The sequence below is a fragment of the Mesorhizobium sp. CAU 1741 genome, from assembly GCF_039839275.1.
Classification (GTDB): domain Bacteria; phylum Pseudomonadota; class Alphaproteobacteria; order Rhizobiales; family Rhizobiaceae; genus Aerobium.
In genome coordinates, this window is the sequence record NZ_JBDOQP010000001.1 from 961,730 (window position 1) to 979,370 (window position 17,641).

General features: G+C 63.0%; 18 protein-coding genes. 13 read left to right on the forward strand and 5 right to left on the reverse strand.

Features of this window, described 5'->3' with window-relative positions; all coding sequences use genetic code 11:
* Nucleotides 1–333: 333 nt before the first annotated feature.
* The 6 genes from AAFN84_RS04565 to AAFN84_RS04590 all read left to right on the forward strand — a co-directional run bounded on the left by AAFN84_RS04565 (nt 334) and on the right by AAFN84_RS04590 (nt 6,195).
* Nucleotides 334–2,121, forward strand: coding sequence for an acetolactate synthase 3 large subunit (locus AAFN84_RS04565; RefSeq protein WP_347513319.1), 1,788 nt, complete (start codon nt 334–336; stop codon nt 2,119–2,121).
* A 29-nt stretch (nt 2,122–2,150) separates the two neighbouring features.
* The gene (locus AAFN84_RS04570; protein WP_347513320.1) at nt 2,151–3,116 is read left to right on the forward strand and encodes a hypothetical protein; all 966 of its coding nucleotides are present in this window, start codon (nt 2,151–2,153) and stop codon (nt 3,114–3,116) included.
* 50 nt (nt 3,117–3,166) lie between these two features.
* A complete protein-coding gene (ilvN, locus tag AAFN84_RS04575; RefSeq protein WP_347513321.1) occupies nt 3,167–3,739 on the forward strand; it encodes an acetolactate synthase small subunit in 573 nt (190 codons plus the stop codon).
* A 121-nt stretch (nt 3,740–3,860) separates the two neighbouring features.
* Nucleotides 3,861–4,457 carry a LysE family translocator gene (locus AAFN84_RS04580; RefSeq protein ID WP_347513322.1) on the forward strand — a complete coding sequence of 199 codons (597 nt, stop codon included), beginning with the start codon at nt 3,861–3,863 and terminating at the stop codon, nt 4,455–4,457.
* A 51-nt stretch (nt 4,458–4,508) separates the two neighbouring features.
* Nucleotides 4,509–5,009 carry a hypothetical protein gene (locus AAFN84_RS04585; RefSeq protein ID WP_347513323.1) on the forward strand — a complete coding sequence of 167 codons (501 nt, stop codon included), beginning with the start codon at nt 4,509–4,511 and terminating at the stop codon, nt 5,007–5,009.
* 58 nt (nt 5,010–5,067) lie between these two features.
* Entirely contained in the window at nt 5,068–6,195 is a 1,128-nt protein-coding gene (locus AAFN84_RS04590) for an ATP-dependent RecD-like DNA helicase (RefSeq protein WP_347513324.1), read from the forward strand.
* 18 nt (nt 6,196–6,213) lie between these two features.
* Here the strand turns inward: AAFN84_RS04590 and AAFN84_RS04595 are convergent, their stop codons facing one another.
* Nucleotides 6,214–6,555 carry an STAS/SEC14 domain-containing protein gene (locus AAFN84_RS04595; protein ID WP_347513325.1) on the reverse strand — a complete coding sequence of 114 codons (342 nt, stop codon included), beginning with the start codon at nt 6,553–6,555 and terminating at the stop codon, nt 6,214–6,216.
* A 185-nt stretch (nt 6,556–6,740) separates the two neighbouring features.
* On the opposite strand from AAFN84_RS04595, the gene AAFN84_RS04600 reads away from it, so the two are divergent.
* From AAFN84_RS04600 to AAFN84_RS04620, 5 genes are all read left to right on the forward strand, one after another.
* Nucleotides 6,741–7,481: a pyridoxine 5'-phosphate synthase gene (locus tag AAFN84_RS04600; RefSeq protein ID WP_347513326.1), complete on the forward strand. Its 741-nt coding sequence runs from the start codon at nt 6,741–6,743 to the stop codon at nt 7,479–7,481.
* Between the two features lie 126 nt (nt 7,482–7,607).
* Nucleotides 7,608–9,536, forward strand: coding sequence for a potassium transporter Kup (locus tag AAFN84_RS04605; protein ID WP_347513327.1), 1,929 nt, complete (start codon nt 7,608–7,610; stop codon nt 9,534–9,536).
* Between the two features lie 131 nt (nt 9,537–9,667).
* Nucleotides 9,668–10,318, forward strand: a complete 651-nt coding sequence (locus tag AAFN84_RS04610) for a TetR/AcrR family transcriptional regulator (protein ID WP_347513790.1) — start codon at nt 9,668–9,670, stop codon at nt 10,316–10,318.
* Nucleotides 10,319–10,343: 25 nt separating this feature from the next.
* The gene (gene ilvC, locus AAFN84_RS04615; RefSeq protein WP_347513328.1) at nt 10,344–11,363 is read left to right on the forward strand and encodes a ketol-acid reductoisomerase; all 1,020 of its coding nucleotides are present in this window, start codon (nt 10,344–10,346) and stop codon (nt 11,361–11,363) included.
* A 141-nt stretch (nt 11,364–11,504) separates the two neighbouring features.
* Nucleotides 11,505–11,810, forward strand: a complete 306-nt coding sequence (locus AAFN84_RS04620) for a PilZ domain-containing protein (protein WP_347513329.1) — start codon at nt 11,505–11,507, stop codon at nt 11,808–11,810.
* Nucleotides 11,811–11,847: 37 nt separating this feature from the next.
* Here AAFN84_RS04620 and AAFN84_RS04625 read toward each other — a convergent pair whose 3' ends face one another.
* Nucleotides 11,848–12,297, reverse strand: a complete 450-nt coding sequence (locus AAFN84_RS04625; RefSeq protein WP_347513330.1) for a BA14K family protein — start codon at nt 12,295–12,297, stop codon at nt 11,848–11,850.
* Nucleotides 12,298–12,457: 160 nt separating this feature from the next.
* On the opposite strand from AAFN84_RS04625, the gene AAFN84_RS04630 reads away from it, so the two are divergent.
* A complete protein-coding gene (locus AAFN84_RS04630; protein ID WP_347513331.1) occupies nt 12,458–13,570 on the forward strand; it encodes an endonuclease/exonuclease/phosphatase family protein in 1,113 nt (370 codons plus the stop codon).
* A 4-nt stretch (nt 13,571–13,574) separates the two neighbouring features.
* Nucleotides 13,575–14,297 carry an NUDIX hydrolase gene (locus AAFN84_RS04635; RefSeq protein ID WP_347513332.1) on the forward strand — a complete coding sequence of 241 codons (723 nt, stop codon included), beginning with the start codon at nt 13,575–13,577 and terminating at the stop codon, nt 14,295–14,297.
* 11 nt (nt 14,298–14,308) lie between these two features.
* Here the strand turns inward: AAFN84_RS04635 and AAFN84_RS04640 are convergent, their stop codons facing one another.
* From AAFN84_RS04640 to AAFN84_RS04650, 3 genes are read right to left on the reverse strand one after another with little or no spacing between them, the layout of a single operon-like run.
* Entirely contained in the window at nt 14,309–15,523 is a 1,215-nt protein-coding gene (locus AAFN84_RS04640) for an ABC transporter permease (RefSeq protein ID WP_347513333.1), read from the reverse strand.
* Nucleotides 15,523–16,236 carry an ABC transporter ATP-binding protein gene (locus AAFN84_RS04645; RefSeq protein ID WP_347513334.1) on the reverse strand — a complete coding sequence of 238 codons (714 nt, stop codon included), beginning with the start codon at nt 16,234–16,236 and terminating at the stop codon, nt 15,523–15,525. The genes AAFN84_RS04640 and AAFN84_RS04645 overlap by 1 nt, the downstream gene beginning before the upstream one ends.
* Nucleotides 16,233–17,549 (reverse strand): efflux RND transporter periplasmic adaptor subunit, encoded by a 1,317-nt coding sequence (locus AAFN84_RS04650; protein ID WP_347513335.1) that lies wholly within the window; start codon nt 17,547–17,549, stop codon nt 16,233–16,235. The genes AAFN84_RS04645 and AAFN84_RS04650 overlap by 4 nt, the downstream gene beginning before the upstream one ends.
* Nucleotides 17,550–17,641 lie beyond the last annotated feature (92 nt).

Consider the following 17,641-nt stretch of genomic DNA (forward strand, 5'->3'; position numbering starts at 1 on the left):
GAATCGAATTCGCGCTTGTGTAGTTCAGCTTGTTTCGTCCGTAAACCGGATATAGCGCGGCCAGGGGCTGCCGCAAAGCCGGATAAATGCGCTTTGGGCGGACGTAGCCGGTTGCGTGCATTTCCAATTGACAGAACTGCGCACCCGCCATTAATGTCCGAAAAATGAATATGACGATCATTCTCGTACGAACGCGCATGGGCAAGGCGGTGTAACCGCCGGGCGACAGCTCCCCATGCGCGAAACACAGGCTCCTCAGGGGGCCTTTTTTATTGCCTGAAACACCGATAAACGACCACAACCGCCAAGCGAAGACAGAACGGGAAGAGACCGATGAGCAACTCAGGACAGGACACCGGCAGGCGCGAGATGACGGGCGCCGAGATGGTGGTGCAGGCGCTGAAGGACAACGGTGTCGAGCACATCTTTGGCTATCCGGGCGGTGCGGTCCTCCCGATCTATGACGAACTTTTCCAACAGGAGAGCGTGAAGCACATCCTGGTGCGCCACGAACAGGGCGCCGGGCACGCGGCGGAAGGCTATGCACGCTCGACTGGCAAGGCCGGGGTCATGCTGGTGACGTCCGGTCCCGGAGCCACCAATGCCGTCACGCCATTGCAGGACGCGCTGATGGATTCCATTCCGCTGGTCTGCATCAGTGGACAGGTGCCGACATCGCTGATCGGCTCGGATGCCTTCCAGGAATGCGACACCGTTGGCATCACGCGCCCCTGCACCAAGCACAACTGGCTGGTCAAGGACGTCAACGAGCTTGCCGCCGTCCTGCACGAGGCTTTCCATGTCGCCACCACCGGCCGGCCGGGGCCCGTGGTCGTCGACGTTCCCAAGGACGTCCAGTTCGCCAAGGGCATGTATACGCCGCCCCAGCAAGCGCCGCGCACGTCTTATCACCCGAAGGTTCAGGGCGACATGGACGCCATCAAGCAGGCCGTCGCCTTGATGGCCGGCGCGCGCCGACCGGTCATCTACAGCGGCGGCGGCGTGGTGAATTCCGGTACGGAAGCGAGCCACCTGCTGCGCGAACTCGTCGACCTGACAGGCTTCCCGATCACGTCGACGCTGATGGGCCTCGGCGCCTATCCGGCTTCCGGCAAGAACTGGCTCGGCATGCTGGGCATGCACGGCACCTATGAAGCCAACATGGCGATGCATGACTGCGACGTGATGATCTGTCTGGGCGCACGGTTCGACGATCGCATCACGGGACGGCTCAATGCGTTTTCGCCCAACTCCAAGAAGATCCATGTCGATATCGACCCATCCTCGCTGAACAAGAACGTGCCGGTCGATATTCCGATCATGGGCGATGTCGGTCGCGTTCTGGAAGACATGGTCCGCTTGTGGCGCGCTACGGTGAAGCCTGAAAAGGGCGCGCTCAAGCCGTGGTGGGAGCAGATCGACCGCTGGCGCGCGCGCGACTCGCTCGCCTACAAGAAGAACGACGACGTCATCATGCCGCAATACGCCATCGAGCGGCTTTACGAGATGACGAAGGATCGCGACACCTACATCACCACCGAGGTGGGCCAGCACCAGATGTGGGCTGCCCAGCATTTCGGTTTCGAGAAGCCCAACCGCTGGATGACGTCGGGCGGCCTCGGTACGATGGGTTATGGACTGCCTGCCGCGCTCGGCGTCCAGATCGCGCATCCCGGAGCGCTCGTCATCGATATTGCCGGTGACGCATCCGTCCAGATGACGATGCAGGAGATGTCGACGGCCGTGCAGTTCGAAGCGCCGATCAAGATTTTCATTCTCAACAACCAGTATATGGGAATGGTGCGCCAGTGGCAGCAGTTGCTGCACGGCAACCGCCTGTCCCACTCCTACACCGAAGCCATGCCGGACTTCGTGCTGATGGCGCAGGCTTTCGGCGCCCACGGCATTCGCTGCGAGAAGCCGGGCGATCTCGACGATGCGATCCAGGAGATGATCGACGTGAAGAAGCCGGTGCTGTTCGACTGCCGGGTAGCCAACCTCGCCAACTGCTTCCCAATGATCCCGTCCGGCAAGGCACACAACGAGATGCTGCTGCCTGATGAAGCCACGGACGAGGTCGTCGCAACTGCCATCGATGCGAAGGGCAGGGAACTCGTCTAGGGCGAAGAAACCGAAAGAGGACAGTGTTCATGAAGCCATCGCTGAAATCCCTGGCAGCCGGGCTGCTGGCAAGCTGGGTCTTGCTGTCCAGCATTCCCGTTGGTGCCCAGGAGGCGGTGGAGGTGCCTGGCACTACGGTCACGCTGACGCCGCCCGCCGGCTTCACGCCTGCGGAAGGTTTCGCGGGTTTCGTCGATGACGAAACGGAGGCCAGCATTCTGATTGTCGAGCTTCCTGCGGCGGCGCATGCACAGCTTGCGCCGCTTTTTGGCGAGCTGCGCCTCGCCCAGGCGGCCTTTGCCTCGCAAGGTGTTGCCGTGGCCAGCCTGACCGATGTTGCAGGAGCAGACGACGCGACGGTTCCCGTTCTTGCCGGTACGCAGAGCGCCGGCGGGGTGACCTTCGACAAATGGATCGCCCTCTATTCCGGTGAGATGACCGTCATGCTCACCATCCAGGCCCCGCAAGGGGAGACCCTCGGCCGGGAGCAGGTCGAGCAGACAATTGCGTCCGTCACGCTCGGACCCCGCCCGACGCTTGACGAAAAGATCGCCGCCCTGCCGTTCGAGATTGCCGCGACGGCGCCTTTCCGCGTGATCGACACCATTGCGGGCTCCGGCGTGCTGATGACGGCGGGAGCGCGCGACGTCGATCCGGACGGGCGCCAGCCGGTGATCGTCGTGGCGCAGCAGGTGGCAGGTCCGGTTTCGCCCGATGCGCTTGAAGAAGTTGCGGAGACGCTGCTGTCAGAGACGCAGGGTCTCACGGGCATCGAAATCGAGGACCGGGAACGCATGGTGTTTGCGGGCCATGACGGCATCCTGCTTCACGGGACGGCGCGCGACAACGAACGTATCAAGCGATTTTCGCAATACCTGTCGTTCGCGGATGAAGGGCGCTCCGTGCGACTGGTCGCGATCGCCGACGATTATCAATTCGAAGAAGTTAGCGCGGCGATCGAGGCCGTGGCTGCTTCCGTGATTTTCAAGAACTGAGCCGGACAACAGCCTCTTCACGGGGCCACAGAGAACAGAATGAGGAAACGATGAACGCCCAACTCCAGCCCACCGGCTCTGCATATTTCATCCAGAAAGAGACAGAATCCGACGAAAAGCACACGCTGTCGGTGCTCGTCGACAACGAACCTGGGGTACTAGCGCGCGTGATCGGCCTGTTTTCCGGTCGAGGCTACAATATCGACAGCCTCACTGTCTCGGAGACCGAACACCAGAAGCACCTGTCGCGCATCACCATCGTCACGCGCGGCACGCCGCATGTGCTCGTGCAAATCAAGCATCAGCTCGAGCGCATCGTGCCGGTGCATCGCGTCAACGACCTGACGGTCATCGCGCGGGAGATCGGGCAGGAACGCCCGCTGGAACGTGAACTGGCTCTCATCAAGGTGGCCGGTGTCGGCAACGAGCGCGTCGAGGCGCTGCGCCTGGCGGAAGCATTCAAGGCAAAGGTTGCCGACGCGACGACGGAGCATTTCATCTTCGAGATCACGGGCAAAAGCAGCAAAATCGACCAGTTCATTGCCATCATGCAACCGCTGGGACTGGTCGAGGTCTGCCGCACTGGCGTCGCCGCGATGAACCGGGGGCCGCAAGGAATGTAGCCATGGCGGGGCGTTGCGATGGTTCACATCAGCAGCAATCGCTGCACGGCATACCCTCGGCGGTGGACATGGTCGCGGCGAGGCATCGCATCACGCTTCTCATGACTGATTGACGGATACCATGGCGCTCGACCTGTTCCTTGCCCTGCTTGTGTTTGCCTTCGTCACCTCGATCACGCCGGGGCCGAACAACTTCATGCTGATGGCGTCGGGTGTGAATTTCGGCTTCGTGCGCACCATTCCTCATATGCTTGGCATTGGGGCCGGCTTTCTCAGCCTGCTGTTGGGTGTGGGCTTTGGCCTTGGCGCCGTGCTTGCCGCCTATCCTGCACTCCACACAGCGTTGAAGGTGGCGGGCGGCGCCTACCTGATCTATCTGGCGTGGCGCATCGCAATGTCGCGCTCCCTTGGCGGAAAGGATGATGTCAGCGGGCGCCCGATGCGGTTTGGCGAAGCGGCGGCGTTCCAGTGGGTCAATCCGAAGGCGTGGGTCATGGCGATCACGGCGATGTCGCTTTACACCAACCCGGCGGCACCGTTCCTGTCAGTGGTGCTCGTCGCGGTGGCGTTCGCGCTGGTGAACGTACCCAGCGTGTCTACCTGGGCCGGTTTCGGCGTTGCGATGCGTGGCTTTCTTTCGGATCCGGCCCGTCTGAAGTGGTTCAACATCGCCATGGGATTCGCGCTGGCGGCCAGCCTCTGGCCGATGCTGGCCTAGACGGAATCGAACATCGACGCCGCCCTGCCTCGATGTTAGATTGTCAGCACCATGTTCGAGCGGATATTTTCGCCACGCAGAATATTGCTGGTCACCGGCGCGCTGTTGCTGGTTCTGTTCGCGATCGGCTGGGCGACCCGGCAGAACCCGGACGACAAGCCCTATATCCGGATCGTCGGAGGCGGATTTATCTTCAACTACCGCATCGCCGATGTCCATTACGGCTTCACAGCCGTGGTGCAACGACCGTTGCCCGCTGGATCGATCGTGGAAGCCAGCTTTGAAGACCCCTCCGGCGGCGAGGCGCACATCGTGCGCCAGAGGCTGACCGGTGCGAAGTCGACCCGGTTCGCCATGCGCTCGCCACCCGTGCGTGGCGTGGAGGCGGGTAAGCCGTATCACGTAGCCCTGCGGGTTTTCGATCGTGAGGAGAAGTCACTGCTGTGGTCTCACGAACAGGACTTCCGCACCCAGATCAGCGACGACGTGGCGCCCGAAGTGCCGCTGACGGTCGGGCCCGGTTATGCGCGCAATCCAGAGACGGGCGGCTGAGTTGTTGTGGTGGTATTCACGCCTTGCCCCGACCGGGCGAATCCCGCACTAACGTGTGATGCAGTTTTCTCCACAACAGGATGAGGCGCTGACGGCCGTCGCGCGTTGGCTCAAGGAAGGCCGCAAGCCGCTGTTCCGGCTTTTTGGCTATGCGGGCACCGGCAAGACGACCCTTGCGCGCTATTTTGCCGAGCATGTCGATGGCGGCGTGCAGTTTGGGGCATTTACCGGGAAGGCCGCGCAGGTGTTGCGCTCCAAGGGCGCGGTGAACGCCCGCACCATCCATTCGCTTATCTATCGCCCTCGCGGCGAAGAGGCGATCGAGGACGAAACGACCGGCAAGACGTCGATCAATCCGACCTTTTCGCTCAATCGCCAAAGTCCGATCGCCAAGGCCAAGCTCGTCGTGATCGACGAGTGTTCCATGGTCGATGAGCAATTGGGGCGGGACCTGATGAGCTTTGGAACGCCGATCCTGGTGCTTGGCGATCCGGCCCAGCTCCCACCGATCTCCGGTGGCGGGTTCTTCACCGAACACGAGCCTGATCATCTGTTGACCGAAATCCATCGCCAGGCGCGCGACAATCCGATCATCCAGTTGGCTCTCGACGTGCGCGAGGGCAGGGAAATCGCGTATGGGGACCATGGTGCCGCGCGGGTGATCGGGCGCGACGAAGTCGACCAGGATCTGGTTCTGGCCGCCGACCAGGTGCTGGTGGGCACCAATCGCACGCGTCGCCGCTACAACCAGCGGCTGCGTGAACTCAAGGGGTTCGACGCATCCTATCCGCAAGCCGGCGACAAGCTCGTCTGCCTGCGCAACGATCCCGCCAAGGGGTTGCTGAACGGGTCGTTGTGGAAGGTGATGACCTCATCACGCGAGACGGTCAAACCGGGGATCAACCTGCTCGTCACCCCGGAGGAAGACGACCCGGATCGCGGCGTTGCCAAGATCAAGCTTCTGAAGGCCGCGTTCGAGAACCCGGACGGCGAGATTCCGTGGCAGCAGAAGAAGCGATTCGATGATTTCGACTATGGTTACGCACTGACGGTCCATAAAGCGCAGGGTTCGCAATGGGACGAGGTCGTGCTCTTCGACGAAAGCTACGCCTTCAAGGACACGCGCCAGCGCTGGCTCTACACGGCCATAACCCGCGCCGCGGAGCGGCTCACTGTCGTCCGCTGAGCTGCCGCACAGGACGGTTCAGACCTTTTGGACGACTTCCCGCGCGCCGAGCCATTCCCAGGCCTGATTTTCTTCTTCATGGCTGAAGTGGCGCAGTTCGGTGGTTTCCGGAGCGGCGAACAGGGCCTCGATCTGGTCGGCGCGCCGGCTTTCGCCGACGACCGCACACCGAGCGACGTGATTGCCGACATGTCCGCGCATAACGTCCACCGTTTCGGGGTCGATGTCCGACACATCCACATTCTCGACCTCAAGCAAGCGTACAAGCAAGTCGAGACTCGGCTGCACCACATATGCGCCTTCCAGCAGGCCGCATAGGTTTTCGGCGTCCGCTGACGTGAATTCGCCGATGATCTCCACGGCAAACACACGGTCACTGTCGGTTTCGATACGCCGCACGGCCGGGACGCGTTCCAAAGGGTGCATTGCGGCTCCTTTCCATCTTGCAACGGGTTGCACTACTGGAACACACAAAACCCGGTGTCTGTTCCCGTCGAACGGGATATAGGGATGCCACGCCCTCTCCAAAAGAAGACGGATGCACGATGCCCGCCAAGCTCTCGGTGAACCTCAATGCAGTTGCCTTCCTGCGCAACCGGCGTGACCTGCCATGGCCGAGCATGGAGAACCTCGGACGCATCGCGTTGGCGGCCGGGGCCCACGGGTTGACCGTCCATCCACGACCCGATCAACGCCACACCAGGCGCGCCGACCTGCCGATCCTGCGTGCGCTGATCGATGACGAGTTCCCGCAGGCGGAGTTCAACATCGAAGGCTTTCCCGACGAGGATTTCCTGCGTTTGGTCGAACAGAACCAGCCGGAACAGGTGACGCTGGTGCCCGATGACCCGGCGCAGCCGACTTCGGACCACGGTTGGGACTTCGAGGCGCAGTACGAATTCCTGGCTCCGATCGTCGCGCGCTTGAAGAGGGGGGGCTTCCGCGTCTCGCTTTTCGCCAATCCATCCTCTTCGGGCATGGCGTCAGCCAAGGCGCTGGGAACGGATCGGGTGGAGCTCTACACCGGTCCGTATGGCGGCTATCACGATGAGTCCGAAAATGCTTCCAGGGAACTGGATTTGCTCGAGGAATCTGCGAATGCGGCGCGCGCCCTCGGGCTCGACGTGAATGCCGGCCATGACCTCACCGTCGCCAACCTGCCGGCGCTCGTGCACAGGATTCCTGGCCTCGCCGAAGTCTCGATCGGGCACGGCCTGACGGCCGATGCTCTGGAGCATGGAATGGCGGCCACCGTGCGCCGTTTCCTCGGCGCCTTGGGTTGGTAGCCCCATCATTGGCGCTGCCTTTGCCCATGCGGCACCCCATGGCAGCCTCGCGCGGGGCCGATTCCGTTTGATTGTGCGTCGCAACAGGCGTACAAGCCGCCCCCGTCCTTCAAAGGTGGGCGACAGATGGATCAGAAATCCAATGAGGCCAATGGCGGTTCGGACGGTTCCGTGCCCGCCGCAGAGCCTGGTCACGCATCCGGCCCCACCGCGTCTCTGGCGCTGGCGGCCACGGGCGTCGTCTATGGTGACATTGGCACGAGCCCGATCTATGCGCTTCGCGAGGCGATGCACGCCGCCAGCGGCGAAGTGGCTGCCGCTGAGCCCGCCATCGTTCTCGGCGTGCTGTCGATCATCGTTTGGTCGCTGACGACGATTGTATCGGTCAAATACGCATCGATCGTTCTGAGAGCCGACAATCGGGGCGAAGGCGGAACCCTGTCGCTGATGGCGCTGGCCATGCGCCCAAGGGGGCGTCTGTCCGGTCTCGTACTGCTGCTTGGCATGGTCGGCGCCGCGCTCTTTTTCGGTGACGCGGTCATCACGCCCGCCATTTCGGTGCTTTCTGCGGTGGAGGGGCTTGAAGTCGTGACACCGGTGCTGACGCCGTTTGTGGTTCCGATCACTCTGGCCATCGTGGCGACGCTGTTTGCGGTCCAGCGGTTCGGCACAGCGTCCGTCGCGCGGGTCTTCGGACCGGTGACGGCGTTGTGGTTCGTGGTGCTGGGCGTCATCGGGCTCTATCACATCGTCCTGAGCCCCGGCGTGCTGTTCGCGCTCAATCCGCTGGTTGCCGTGCAGTTCCTGCTCGATCACAGCGGCGTCGCGATGGTGGTCATTGGCGCGGCTTTCCTGGCTGTCACCGGTGCGGAAGCGCTTTATGCCGATCTCGGCCATTTTGGTCGCAAGCCCATCGTGCTCGCCTGGTTTGCTCTGGTGTTTCCGTGCCTGCTGCTGAACTATTTCGGGCAGGGCGCATATGTGCTGTCGCACAACGGGCCCATCGGCCAGCCGCTTTTCGAAATGGTGCCCGACTGGGCGACGCTGCCGCTGGTCGTTCTGGCCACGATTGCCACCGTCATCGCCAGTCAGGCGGTCATCAGCGGCGCATTCTCGCTTGCCAGCCAGGCCATCCAGCTTGGCCTTCTTCCCCGCCTGACGATCCTGCACACATCTGAAACCCAGTCGGGCCAGATCTTCATGCCCCAGGTCAACGCGATGCTGTTCATCGGCGTCGTCATACTGGTGCTCGAATTCGGCAGTTCGAGCGCGCTCGCTTCTGCCTATGGCATTTCGGTGACCGGCGAGATGGTGGTCACGGCACTGCTGCTCTACATCGTGATGACGGGCGTATGGCGCAAACCCCTCTGGCTCGCCGCACTCGTTGTCACTCCACTGCTGTTGCTGGATGGCCTTTTCCTGTGGGCCAACGTCCAGAAGGTGGCCGATGGCGGGTGGGTGTCGATCGCGATAGCCGCAGCCCTGACGCTCATCATGATCACCTGGCGGCGTGGAACGGCGATTCTTTTCCAGAAAACCCGCAAGTTCGAGGTGCCGCTGAACGTGCTCGTGGACAGTCTCGTGCGCAAGCCGCCGACGCTCGTACCTGGGACGGCCGTGTTTCTGACAAGCGATCCGGAGAGCGCGCCGACAGCCCTCATGCACAGCCTGAAGCACTACAAGGTGCTTCACGAAAGCAATGTCATCCTCACCGTGGTGACGGACGATCGCCCGCGGGTTCCCGAAAGCGAGCGCGTTGAAATGGACGCGCTCAATCCGTTGTTCATGCGCGTGACGCTCAAATACGGCTACATGGAACAACCGAACGTTCCGAAGGCGCTGGCCATCTGCCGCAAGCTGGGTTGGAAATTCGACATCATGACGACGTCGTTCTTCCTGTCGCGCCGCACGTTGAAAGCGTCCGCCGCGACGGGTCTGCCGGTGTGGCAGGACAAGATATTCATCATGCTGGCGCGCAACGCGTCGGCAGCCACCACCTACTATCAGATCCCGACGGGCCGCGTGGTGGAGATCGGGACGCAGGTCCTCATCTAAGGCATCGCGAGGCGATGACCTGAAGTTCCCGCAAGACGGCACTTGCAATCGTCGCGCTTATAGGGGATATCCCCGAACCGTAACGTACGGTACGGCAAGTGCCTAGGCGATCGGCAACGGGACGCGCGGTGATCGAAGATCTGGAACATGAAGCAGAGGACGCCCTCACGCCCCGTCAGGGCGAGGTCCTCGACGCCGTTCTGGAATTGTTGGTCGAAGGCGCGGACGCGCTCACCATGAATGCGGTGGCCAGGCGTGCAAGCTGCTCCAAGGAAACGCTCTACAAATGGTTCGGCGACCGCGACGGCCTGCTGACGGCCACTGTTCGCTGGCAGGCCTCCAGGGTGAGGGCGGGCAACTACGAGCGTCAGCGCCTCGACGCCGAAGCCTTGCGCGAAAGCCTCGAACGGTTTGCGGCAAACTGGCTCAAGGTCATTTCCTCGCGCACCTCCGTCGCGCTCAATCGGGTGGCGGTCAGTCATACCGGCAGCGGCAGGAGCAATCTCGGGTCAATCGTTCTCGCCAATGGGCGCTTCGCGATCGGCGAGCGGCTGAAGCCGCTGCTGGAGGCCGGCCGAGAAGCGGGGCTGCTGCAGTTCGACGATGCCGAGGCGGCGTTTCGGACATTCTTCGGCCTGGTCGGGCGCGACATCCAGATCCGCCTATTGCTCGGCGAGCCGCTGGTGCTGACCCCGGCCGACATCGACGGCGACGCAGCGATCGCGACGCAACAGTTCTTCGCTCTTTACGGAGCAAGTCAAATGCCGGTTCAAGCCGGCTAGTTCAAACCTAGGGAAGGAACGACCAATGCGCGTCTATTACGATAGTGATGCCGATCTCAATCTGATCAAGGGCAAGAAGGTTGCCATCATCGGATATGGATCCCAGGGCAGGGCCCATGCGCTCAACCTGAAGGATTCGGGTGCGAAGGAGCTCGCGGTCGGCTTGAAGGCGGGATCCGCGACGGCCAAGAAGGTCGAGGCCGATGGCCTCAAGGTGATGACGGTGGCGGAAGCTGCGGCGTGGGCCGACCTGATGATGATGGCGACGCCGGACGAGCTTCAGGCCGACATTTACCGCGACGAGATCGCCCCGAACATTCGCGACGGCGCCGCCATTGCCTTCGCTCATGGACTTAACGTGCATTTCGGGTTGATCGAGCCGAAGGCGACCGTCGACGTGCTGATGGTTGCGCCGAAGGGCCCGGGGCACACGGTTCGCGGTGAATACCAGAAGGGTGGCGGCGTGCCGTGCCTCGTCGCGGTTCACCAGGATGCATCCGGCAACGCGCTCGACCTCGGCCTGTCCTACGCCTGCGGCGTTGGTGGCGGACGTTCGGGAATCATCGAGACCAACTTCAAGGAAGAGTGCGAGACCGATCTGTTCGGCGAGCAGGTGGTGCTGTGTGGCGGCATCGTCGAGCTGATCCGCGCCGGCTTCGAAACGCTGGTCGAGGGCGGCTACGCGCCGGAAATGGCCTATTTCGAGTGCCTGCACGAAGTGAAGCTGATCGTCGACCTGATCTACGAGGGCGGCATCGCCAACATGAACTACTCGATCTCCAACACGGCCGAGTGGGGCGAGTACGTGTCGGGTCCGCGCATCATCACCGCCGAGACGAAGGCCGAGATGAAGCGCATCCTCACCGATATCCAGACCGGCAAGTTCACCACCGAGTGGATGCAGGAATGGAAGGCTGGCGGCGCCCGCTTCAAGGGCATTCGCCGCATGAACGACGCCCACCAGATCGAGGAAGTCGGCGAGAAACTGCGTGGCATGATGCCGTGGATCGCAAAGAACAAGCTCGTCGATAAGGCGCGCAACTAAGACTGCCCCTGCATTTATGGCTGAGTGATCGCCGCGCATCCAACCGGGTGCGCGGCGTCTTGCGTTTCTGGCTCATTTCGGGACGGTGAGGCTGGCGCGCCGCTTGCAACGCGGACCTGATCGAAGCAGGAGCGTTTCGAAATGGAAGCGATTACGAAGAAGTCAATCGGCCTTGACGGCACGGTGTTCGACGAGCGTCGCGCCGATCTGCGCCATCGTGTGTTCAAGGGGGCAACGCTGACGTTCAATCGCGGCTACGGCGCGCTGGAAGGTCTCGTCAGGAATCTGTCGAATGGCGGCGCACTGTTGAAGTTCGGCGATGCCTCGGCGGTTCCGTCGCGGTTCGACCTGACAATTGCCGGAGAGAGCGAAGCGCGCAAAGCACGGGTGTGCTGGCGACGTCAAACGGAAGTCGGCGTCGCGTTCGAGGATCGGCCCGGCGAATGAATCGTTGCCGCGCCCGGAGGCGCGGCAATCCCGTTCGTCAAATATAGGGCGAGATGCACTGACGGCGCGGCCCGTGATAGGGCTGGAACGTGTTGTCCGACGCGCGATAGGATCTGTAGCGCGCATCGCACCAGCGATAGTGCGCCCGCGTGAGCCGATATACACGACGCGGCTCCACGTAGCGCGGTTGGATACGCGGCTGCACATAGATCCCGAAACTCGGGCCCCGATCGTAATGGCGGTAGTGGCGCCGATCCCGCTCACGCCAATGACGGCGGCCACGGTCGCGATCGCGCCAGCGTGGGCGCGGTTCGTACCAGCCTTGCGCAAGTTGTACGTGCGGCCGCTCCGCGGCCCGCGCTTGCGGCTCTTGCGACACCTGGCTTTGGCTTGCCGCCAGGCCACTTGCGCCTGCCGCGTTGGCTGATCCTGAGTGGCCCACGCACAGCAAAGCGGCGAATGCCAATGCGGAAAGAACTGTTTTCATGACCTTCCTCCAGCAGAAGATGGGTTCGAAGCCCCTCCATGAGACTATTTGGCCCCGGTGAGATGAACTTGCGATGAACAGGCAGGTTCCCTCAAGCCGAAATCCTGCCAATGCGTCGGCCGCGCTTGCGTTACGGCGTCTGCAAGGGCAAAGCTCGGTCATGTCCTTGCGCATCGCAACCTTCAATGTCGAGAACCTTATGAACAGGTTCGATTTCTCCGGTTTCCGCAACCAGCTCCATCAGGACAGGGTGCTGTCACTCTACGAGATCAAGGACGAGGCCGACTACCGCCAGTTGGAGCGCGCCCGGGCGATCGCCCACACCGATGATGCTCGACAACTGACCGCCCTTGCGATCGCCGCCACGCGAGCGGACATCATCTGCCTGCAGGAGGTCGACAACATCGAGGCCCTGCGTGCCTTCGAATACGGCTATCTGTTCAAGATGGTCGGCAGCGGCTATCGCGAAAAATACACCACGCCGGGGAATGACGGCCGTGGCATCGACGTCGCCGTGATGGTGCGCGAACAGACCGGCCACGGCCTGCCGATCGAATTTGTGCGCATGCAGAGCCATGCACATCTGACCTATGCCGACCTTGACCTGTTCACGCCCGAACTTGCAGCACTCGGAGAACAGCCGCACGAACGCATCTTCCGTCGAGATTGCCTTGAACTCGACCTGCGTGTGGGCGGCAAGCCGCTGACCATCTACAGCGTGCATTTCAAGTCCATGGGCAGCCCACGCAACGGAATGGACGGACGCGAAGCGACGATGCCGGTGCGCTTTGCGGAGGCGACGGCCGTGCGCCGCATCATCGAGCAGCGGTTCGGCACCGAGCAGGCGCCACGCATGCGCTGGGCGATTTGCGGCGACTTCAACGACTATTACGAGCGGATCGTCATTTCCGGCGACGCGCATGAAGGGTATCGGTTCGTCCCCGCCTCGGAGGACGTCTCGTGCCTCAACGTCCTTCTTGCCGACGGCTTCGCGGAGAACGTGGTGAGCAGGCGCGAAGAAATGGACCGCTGGACGCTGTATCACACCAGGGGGCCAGCCGAACGCCATCTGTGCCAGCTCGACTACATCCTTCTTTCGCCGGAGCTCGCGCGCCGCAACGCGGTCGCGTTACCGGACATCGTCCGCAACGGCCAGCCGTTTCGCACGCCGTTTCCGCCGGGCCAGGAAGTGGTGCGGTATCCGCGCGTCGGCTGGGACCGTCCTAAATCATCCGATCATTGCCCGGTGGTCGTCGAACTGAATGTCGTCTGATCCCATGAGCTTCGATCTTCCTGCCGACGTCGTGGTGCCGGTGCGCTCGGTGCGGGTGCGCCTCGATCCGGCCCCACATCCCTTTGTGAGCGAGCATCAAGCGGCAATCGCCGACCATTGGGTCGAGGTGCAGGCCGGAAACCCGGCCGTGTATGACGGCGAGGTGGCGCTGCTGTCGTCGCTTCGCTTCGAAGACAACGACCTGGTCGGGCGTTGCCATATCGTGCGCTACTCGGCCTTTCTGTACTGGCGCAAGCTGCGGCCCGTCGGCGGGGCAGGGCATGCCTACACCCACGCCATGCTGGTCAGTTCCGACAACGCGCTCGTGCTCATCCGCATGGCGGCGAACACTGTCAATGCCGGCCTGGTGTACTGTGCTGCGGGCTCGTTCGAACCCGCCGACTTCCGCGAAGGCATGGCCGATCTGGAATACAACATGCGCCGTGAGGTGCTCGAGGAGACCGGCCTCGACATCGCCGGCTTGCGGCATGAGCCCTATTACCACGTCCTGTCGAAGACGACGGGCACGGTACTTTTTCGCCGCTATTTCCATGACCTTGACGCCGACGAACTGGCCCGGCGCATTCACGAACACGTTGCCGGAGAACGCGACCCGGAGATCGAGGGGCCGGTGATCGTTCGTGATCGCGGCGATTTGCCGGACCGCCTCGCACCGCAGATGCCGGCGCTCATCGACTGGCATTTTTCGACGCCACGCATCCGCTGAGCCACTGCAATCTACTCGTGGCGCAAGGCGTCGATCGGGTCGAGACGGGCGCCGCGCAGGGCTGGGAAGAAGCCGAAGACCATCCCGATCATAGCCGAAAAGCCAACGGCGAGCGCAATCACCGCCAGGCTCGGCACGAAGGGTATCGACAGCGCCATGGTCGCCGCGCCAGCCAGCGACAGACCGAGCACGATGCCGATTAGCCCACCGAGCAGCGACAGCACCGTCGCCTCGACGAGGAACTGCACGAGAATGTGCTTCTCATGCGCGCCGATCGCCAGCCTGATGCCGATCTCGCGTGTGCGTTCGGTGACCGAGACCAGCATGATGTTCATGATGCCTATGCCGCCCACCAGCAGGCTGACGCCGGCAAGCGCGCCCAGCATGCCGGTCATCACGGTGGTTGTACTGGTCATAGCATCGGCGATCTGGGTCATGTCGCGGACTTCGAAATTGTCCTCCTGCTCGGGGCCGATGCGGCGCGTCTGGCGCAGCACCGTCTCGACCTCGTCGACCACGGCGGTGGTCGAAATGCCATCCTGCACGGCGACGTAAATCTGGCCTATGTCGCGGTTGCCTGCGATGCGGCGCTGAAACGTGCTCAGCGGCATCATCACGACATTGTCCTGGTCCTGGCCGAAACCGGATGTGCCTTTTTCCTCCAGCACGCCGATGACCCGGCAACTCATCCGGCCGACCCGGATGGCGATGTCGGAAGGGTCGCCGGCGCCAAAAAAGCTGCTGCGCACGGTCTCGCCGATGAGGCAGACATTCGTGCCGCCGCGCACCTCCGATTCGGTGAATGGCCGGCCGAGCACGATCTCCCAGTCCCGGGCAGCGAAATATTCAGTGTCGGTGCCGGTGACCTGCGAGGCGAGGTTGTCTGCGCCGTAGACCACGCGCACGGTGCGCTGGGCGGCTGCGGAGATCGCGCGCAGGTTTGCCGGGTCGAGGCCTTCCGTGAGGCCCTGCATGTCGCCTTCCTCGAGTGCACGCGGCGTGAAATTGGTGTCGCCGCCGCGCATCGGCCGTCTTGCCTGCACGGTCAGGAGATTGCTGCCAAGCTTGGAGATGTCCTGCTTGATCTTTTCCGTCGTACCGGAGCCGATGGTGATCATCGCGATCACGGCGGCGACACCGATGACGATGCCGAGCAGGGTCAGGAAAGATCGCAGCGCATTGCGCCGCACCGAGCGCAATGCCAGCCTTATGGTTTCCAGCAGCATCAGGCAGCCTCCCGCCGCGCCGTGTCGGATTCGATCCGGCCATCGAGGAAGGCGATGGTGCGGTCGGCATAGGCGGCTATGTCGGGTTCGTGGGTGACCATGACGACGGTCAGGCCTTCCTCGACGTTCAGACGGGTCAGCAGATCCATGATCTCATGGCTGCGCGCGGTGTCGAGATTGCCGGTGGGTTCGTCCGCCACCAGCAGGGTGGGGCTCGTGACGATGGCGCGGGCGATGGCCACGCGCTGCTGCTGGCCGCCGGAGAGTTCGGACGGCGTGTGGCTCTCGCGCCCCTGCAGCCCGACCTGTGCCAGGGCCTGCATCGCCAGCTCGCGCCGGTCGCGGGCGGGAACGCCGCGATAGACGAGCGGCAACTCGACATTTTCCGCAGCCGTCGTTCGCGGCAGGAGGTTGTAGCCCTGAAAGACGAAGCCGATATAGTGATTGCGCAGCAGTGCGCGCCGTCCACGATCGAGCCCGCCCGCGTCGACACCGAGAAAATTGTAGGTGCCCCGTGTCGGCGTATCGAGACAGCCGATGATGTTCATCGAGGTGGATTTGCCGGAACCGGATGGCCCCATGATCGCCACGAACTCGCCGCGCGCGATGGCGAGGTCGACGCCGGCCAGCGCATTGACCCGCGTCTCGCCGGCGCCATAGGTTTTCCAGACGCCGTCGAAGCTCAGCAGGGGAGGATTCGGCTGTGCGCTCATGTGCCGCCTCCAGCCGCGCCACGCTGGGCCACGCCGACGATGACCTGGTCGCCTTCGTCCAGGCCGGACAGGATTTCCACCGATTCGCCGTCCGTCGCGCCCGTTTCAACGCGCACCATCTCCGGCGCGCCATCGCGCAGCACGTAAAGCGGGCGCCCGTCTCCGCCGCCAGCACGGCTGGCGCCTCCGCCGCGCCGTCCCATCCGCATTCGCGGCATGAACAGGCGCTGGATCGACCAGCCGCCGCCTTCCGCATCCTGCGGCGGGCTGAACCGGAATGCCGCGGCAGGCGCCAGAAGTATGCCGTCCGCCTGCCGGGTGACGATGTCGACGGTGGCTGTCATTCCGGGTCGTAGAAGCATCTCGTCGTTCGAAACGTTGAGCAGCGCCTCGTAGGTCACGACGCCTTCCGTCACAACCGATGCGTACGACACGTCGCGAATCTCGGCGTCGAACCGGCGACCGGGGAATGCGTCGACGGTAAAGCGCGCCGGCTGGCCGGCCGTGACCGCGCCGATATCGGCTTCGTCGACGGCTGCCTGCAATTCCATCGTCTCGAGGTTCTCGGCGATCACGAACAGGATGGGGGCCTGCATGGACGACGCGACGGTCTGGCCAGGATTGACGGTGCGGCTCAACACGATGCCATCGATGGGAGCGTAGATCGTGCTTTTTGCGAGATCGGCTTCCTGGAGCTTCAGCTCCGCGTCGGCGATCTCGAGGTTGGCCTGTGCGATCGAGACGGCGCTTTGCGCGCGGTCACGTGTCGCGACAGCTGTCTCGAGCGCCTGCTCCGTCACCGCTCCACGCCCGAGCAGCGCCTGCGCCCGCGCAAGCGTCTGCTCGTTCTCGCGCAAGGTGATGTCGGCATCGACGACGCGCGCGCGCGCCGCAGCCACATTGGCCTCGGCGCGTTCGATCTGCGCCACGATGCGGGTCGTGTCCAGTTCGGCCAGCACGTCACCGTTCGAGACTCGCTGGTTCTGTTCGACTGCGACCGAGCGCACGACGCCGGACAATTCGCTTGAGACGTCGACCTGGGTGAGGGGCTGCAGCGTTCCGGTCGCCGAGACTTCGACGGTCAGCTGGCCGCGCTCGATCGGCGTTGTTCGATACACGGTCTGCGGTTGGCTGGTGCCCGCAAGTTGCCAATAGGCAAGCGCGCCACCAGCGGCCACCACCAAGAGTACCACCAGGGGCCACCGTCGGCGCCTGCTTGTCGGCTTTCCCGTGCCGTCCAGCGCCAGTGCTTTTTCGATCGGGTCCGGCGAGGCGAACTTCGTCTTGTCGGGGCGCTCGACGATCTGGTCCATGCGCGCATCCGCCTTTGGTCTTTTCAACAGTCCCTTTACCTGACACATCATGGAAATGGCGCGCGATTTCAAATTAAAGTTTGGCCATGTTT